Raw genomic sequence first — 6,035 nt, 5'->3', positions numbered from 1 at the left:
TATCAGTTGATGGCGGTGGAGCGGGATGACTGGGTGTTGCGGTGTGTGGTGTTCGGTGGTGAGGCGTTGGATGTGGGCCGGCTGGAGGGCTGGTTTGCGCGGCATGGGGATGGGGGGCCGCGGTTGGTGAACATGTACGGGATCACCGAGACGACGGTTCATGTCACGTATGCGCCGCTGGATTCGGCGGGGGTTCGTGGTGGTGTGATCGGGGTGGGGCTTCCGGACCTTCGGGTGTTCGTGCTGGATGAGGGTCTGCGTCCGGTGCCGGTGGGTGTGGCGGGGGAGCTGTATGTCGCGGGTGCCGGTTTGGCGCGGGGTTATCTGGATCGTGCGGGGCTGACCGCGGGGCGGTTCGTGGCGTGCCCGTTCGGCCCGGCGGGCGCGCGGATGTACCGGACGGGAGACCGTGCGCGCTGGGCTGCTGATGGCCGGCTGGTCTACGAAGGCCGCGCGGATGCGCAGGTGAAGATCCGCGGTTTCCGTATCGAGCCGGGTGAGATCGAGGCGGCACTGGCCGCGCATCCGCAAGTGGCGCAGGCAACGGTGATCGCCAGAGAGGACACGCCCGGTGATGTCCGCCTGGTCGCCTATCTCGTGCCGACCGAGCGCGACGGCGACGCGGGTGAACTTGGCTCGGCAGTGCGGGAGTTCGCGGCCGCCCGGCTGCCGGAGTACATGGTGCCGTCGGCGGTGGTGACGCTGGAGGCGTTGCCGTTGACGGTGAACGGCAAGCTGGACCGCAAGGCGCTGCCCGCTCCGGAGTTCACGGCGGGTGCGGGGCGTGGCCCGGCGACGGTGCAGGAGGAGATCCTGTGCCAGGCCTTCGCCGAGGTGCTGGGCCTGCCCGCGGTCGGTGTGGACGACGACTTCTTCGCCCTGGGCGGGCACTCCCTGCTGGCCGTGTCGCTGGTCGAGCAACTGCGCAGCCACGGCGTGTCCGTCTCCGTGCGCGCACTGTTCCAGACACCGACCCCGGCCGGCCTCGCGGCAACCGCTGGTCCGGCCGAGGTGGCGGTGCCGCCGAACCTGATCCCGGAGGGCGCCGAGCGCATCACCCCTGACATGCTGCCGCTGGTCGACCTGGACGAGGCCGAGCTGGGGCAGGTCATCGAGCAGATACCCGGCGGCGCGGCCAACATCGCCGATGTGTACCCGCTCGCCCCGCTGCAGGAGGGTCTGTTCTTCCATCACCTGTTGCAGGCCGATGGCGCCGGTGCGGATACCTATGTAGTGCCACGGGTCCTGCGCTTCGACTCAAGGGAGCGACTGGATGCCTTCCTCGATGCTCTTCAGCGGGTGGTGGACCGGCATGACATCTACCGCACGGCGATCGTGTGGGAGCGACTGCGTGAGCCGGTCCAGGTCGTGGCACGAAGGGTCGAACTGCCCGTCAAATCCGTTGAGTTGACGGCTGAGGGCCCTGCCGCGGTGGAGCAGTTGACCGCGGCGGCCGGGTCGAGGATGGACATCGGCCGCGCTCCCCTGATCGACGTGCACATCGCCTCACAGCCGGGTGAGGACGGTGGGTGGCTGGCGTTGCTGCGGATGCACCACCTTGTCCAGGACCACACCACCCAGGACGTGCTGCTGGAAGAGATGAGTGCGTTCTTGTCGGGGCGGGAGGACTCCCTGCCGGAGCCGCTGCCGTTCCGCAACTTCGTCGCGCAGGCCCGGCTGGGCGTGACGCGCGAGGAGCACGAGCGCTACTTCACCGGCCTGTTGGGGGATGTGGAGGAGACCACCGCCCCTTATGGCCTGCTGGACGTGCACGGTGACGGCAGCGGCGTCGTGCGCTCCCACCTGCGGGTCGACGAGGAGGTCGGCCAACGGGTGCGTGATGTCGCCCGGTCGTTGGGGGTGAGTCCGGCCAGTGTGTTTCACCTGGCCTGGGCGCGGGTGCTGGCCACGGTCAGTGGTCGTGACGACGTCGTGTTCGGGACGGTGTTGTTCGGGCGGATGAACGCCGGCGCGGGTGCGGATCGGGTGCCGGGGTTGTTCATCAACACGTTGCCGGTCCGGGTCCGGGTGGATGCGGTCGGCGTCGCCGGCGCGCTGGAAGGGGTGCGTGATCAGCTGGCGGAGCTGCTGGTGCACGAGCACGCCCCGCTGACGCTGGCGCAGCAGGCCAGCAGCATTCCCAACGGCAGCCCGCTGTTCACCTCGCTGTTCAACTACCGGCACGGCCGACGCCCACAGGCGATGCCCGCACCGGAAGCCGCCACGGCGCCCAGGGGCATCGTCACGGTGTCCATCCGCGAGGTGACGAACTACCCGGTGACGGTGGCGGTCGACGACCTGGAATCAAGGTTCGGACTGACCGTGGACGCGGTGGGTCCGGTAGACGGGCAGGCCGTGTGCCGACTGCTGCACACTTGCCTCGACAACCTCGTCACCACGCTGGAGGACGACCCGGACGGTCTCCTGTCGGCAGTGGACGTTCTCGACGCCACCGAGCAGAACCGACTCCTCGAAGACTGGAACGACACCACGACGGAACTGCCCGAGCAGGCTGTTCACGCCTTGGTCGCCGAACAGGCGCGGCTGCGTCCGGACGCCGTGGCAGTGGAGTTCGGAGCCGCGCACCTCTCGTACCGGCAGCTCGACGCGCGAGCCAACCAGATCGCGCACGCGCTCATCGCGGCCGGTGTGCGCAGGGCGTCGCTGGTCGGAGTGTGCCTGGAGCGCGGTCCGGACGCCGTGGCCGCACTGCTGGGAGTCTGGAAGGCCGGCGCGGGCTACGTACCGCTGGACAAGGACTACCCCTCCGCCCGCTTGGCGTCCATGATGCGCGATGCCGACGTCCAGGTCGTGGTCAGCCAGGGAGGACTGGCCGAACTCCTGACGGACTTCGAGGGCATGGTCGTACAGGTCGAGACTGTCGATGAATCCTCCTTCCCGAGCGAGGATCCGACAGTAGCCGTGGCCGCAGATGACGCCGCCTACGTGATGTTCACGTCCGGATCGGCGGGGCTGCCCAAGGGCGTGATGGTGGAGCACCGTGCCGTGACCCGGCTGGTGTGGGGGCAGCGGTACGCCGAGTTCAGCGAGCAGAACGTGCACCTGCTGCTGGCGCCGCTGGCGTTCGACGCCTCGACCTTCGAGTTGTGGGGCGCGCTGGTGCACGGCGGCCGTCTGGTGATCGCTCCTCCTGGTGCCGTCGGCCTGCCGGAACTGCGGTCGCTGATCTCCGAGAAGGGCATCCGCGACCTGTGGTTGACCGCCGCGCTCTTCAACACGGTGGTCGATGAGGACCCGCGCGTGCTGGCGGGGCTGGCGCGCGTGCTGGTCGGCGGCGAGGCGTTGTCGGCTCGGCACGTGCGGGAAGCGCAGACCGCGGTGCCCGGACTGCGGGTGGTGAACGGGTACGGACCCACCGAGACCACCACGTTCGCCTGCACCTACGCCATCCCGGAGCTGTCCGAGGACTCGCAGTCCGTGCCGATCGGCTCCCCGATCGCCAACACGCAGGCGTTCGTGCTGGATGGTGCGCTGCGTCCGGTGCCGGTGGGTGTGGCGGGGGAACTGTATGTGGCGGGCGCGGGGCTCGCGCGGGGATACGCGGGTCGTCCCGGCCTGACGGGTGAGCGGTTCGTCGCGTGCCCGTTCGGTCCGGCGGGCGCGCGGATGTATCGGACGGGGGATGTGGTGCGGTGGTCGGCCGAGGGCCGGCTGGAGTATTTGGGGCGTGCGGATGAGCAGGTGAAGATCCGCGGTTTCCGGATCGAACCGGGTGAGGTCGAGGCCGCACTGGCCGCGCATCCGGCGGTTGCGCAGGCGGCCGTGATCACCCGCGAGGACGTCCCCGGGGACAAGCGCCTGGTGGCGTACGTGGTGGGGGCCGCGTCCGAATCCGAGCTCCGTGAGTACGTGGGTGAGCGGTTGCCGCAGTACATGGTGCCCTCGGCGGTCATGGTCCTGGATGCGTTGCCGTTGACAGTGAACGGCAAGCTGGACCGCAAGGCGCTGCCCGCACCGGAGTATGCGAGTGAGGGAGGCCGGGGCCCCGCGACCGTGCAGGAGGAGATCCTCTGCCAGGCCTTCGCCCAGGTCCTCGGTCTGGAGGAGGTGGGTGTCGAGGACGACTTCTTCGCGCTGGGTGGTCACTCGTTGCTGGCGACGCGGTTGGTGAGCCGCGTGCGGGCGGTGCTGGGTGTGGAAGTGGCGCTGCGGACGCTGTTCGAGGCGTCGACGCCGGCCGGTCTCGCAGCACGGCTCGGTCAGGCGGATACGGCGCGTCCGGCTCTGGTCGCGGGGGAGCGCCCGGAGCGGGTGCCGCTGTCGTACGCGCAGCGCCGACTGTGGTTCATCGGCCAGCTCGAAGGCCCGAGCGCGACGTACAACATCCCGATCGGCCTGCGGCTGAGCGGGGCACTGGACCAGCGAGCGCTGGAAGACGCCCTGCGCGACGTCCTGGAACGGCATGAGGTGCTGCGGACGGTGTTCGCGGTGGCCGACGGAGAGCCGTATCAGCGGATCCTGCCCGTCGAGGAGAGCGGCTTTGCGCTGACGATCACGGATGTGAGCGCGGAGGGCCTGGACGCAGCAGTGGCGGAGGCCTCGCAGTACGCATTCGACCTGAGCTCGGAAATCCCCTTCCAGGCCCGCCTGTTCACTCTGGGAGCGGATGAACACGTCCTGACTGTCGTGGTGCATCACATCGCCAGTGATGGGTGGTCGTCTGCTCCGCTGGAGCGGGATCTGACGTCTGCTTATGCGGCGCGGTGTGAGGGGCGGGCGCCTGAGTGGGCGCCGTTGCCGGTGCAGTACGCCGACTATGCGTTGTGGCAGCGGGAGATGCTCGGGTCCGAGGAGGATCCGGAGAGTGTGTTGTCGCGTCAGGTGGGGTTCTGGCGTGAGGCCCTGGCCGGGGCTCCGGAGGAGTTGGCGTTGCCCTATGACCGGTCGCGTCCTGCTGTCGCCTCGCATGAAGGCCATGCGGTGGGAGTGCAGGTGCCCGCTGCGGTGCATGCGCGGTTGCGTGAGGTGGCGCGTGAGCGTGGCGTGACGGTGTTCATGGTGTTGCAGGCGGCGGTCGCGGTGACGTTGTCGCGGCTGGGTGCGGGCACGGACATTCCGATCGGTTCGGCGGTCGCGGGGCGCACGGATGAGGCGCTGGACGAGCTGGTGGGCTGCTTCGTGAACACGCTGGTCATCCGCACGGATCTGTCGGGTGATCCGACGTTCGGTGAGGTGCTGGAGCGGGTTCGGGAGACGAGCCTGGCCGGTTTCGGGCATCAGGATGTGCCGTTCGAGCGGTTGGTGGAGGAGCTGGCGCCGGCGCGTTCGGCGGCTCGGCATCCGTTGTTCCAGGTCATCTTGACGATGCAGGACACGGTGTCGGTGGCGGGTGTGGGCGGGTCGGCTGCGCAGGTGCCGGGTCTGCGGGGCAGTGCGCTGCCGTTGGGCCGGGTTGGGGCGAAGTTCGATCTGTCGGTGCTGGTGGGGGAGCGGTTCGACCGGGACGGTGCACCGGCGGGCATCGGCGGTGTGGTGACCGCGGCGGCTGATCTGTTCGACCCGGACACCGTCACCCGAATGGCCGAAGCGCTCAACCTGCTGCTGGCCCAGGTCGTCGAGGACCCCTCCACACGACTGAACGCTCTGGAAGTCGTTGACGAGGCTGAGCGTCGGCGGGTGCTGGTGGGCTGGAACGACACGGCGGTGAGCCTGCCGCGGACGTCTGTGCTGGGTCTGTTCGAGGAGCAGGTGGTGCGGTCGCCGGATGCGGTGGCGGTTGTGCAGCGCGGTGCGTCGGTGTCGTTCGCGGAGCTGGATGTGCGCGCCAACCGTCTGGCGCACTATCTGCGGGCGCAGGGTGTGGGTGCGGAGTCGGTGGTGGGTCTGTGCCTGCCGCGAGGCGTCGAGACACTCGTCGGCATGCTGGCGGTGTGGAAGGCGGGAGCCGCCTACCTCCCGGTTGATGTCGGCCAGCCCGCGGAGCGGGTGGCATTCGTGCTGCGCGACAGCGGCGCGGTGCTGACGCTGACGACCGAGGAGATCCTGGACGACCTCCCGGCGGGGCGTCATCGCCT

1 protein-coding gene is annotated in these 6,035 nt (G+C 69.4%); it reads left to right on the top strand.

The window, feature by feature from the left end; all coding sequences use genetic code 11:
• A partial coding sequence (locus tag ACFZDI_RS35825; RefSeq protein WP_391256730.1) for an amino acid adenylation domain-containing protein occupies positions 1-6,035 on the top strand: 6,035 nt, incomplete at both ends.

The organism is Streptomyces sp. NPDC007907 (assembly GCF_042959365.1).
Lineage (GTDB): Bacteria > Actinomycetota > Actinomycetes > Streptomycetales > Streptomycetaceae > Streptomyces > Streptomyces indiaensis.
Note: the sequence above shows the minus strand (reverse complement) of the source record. Positions and strands in the feature narration are given on the sequence as shown.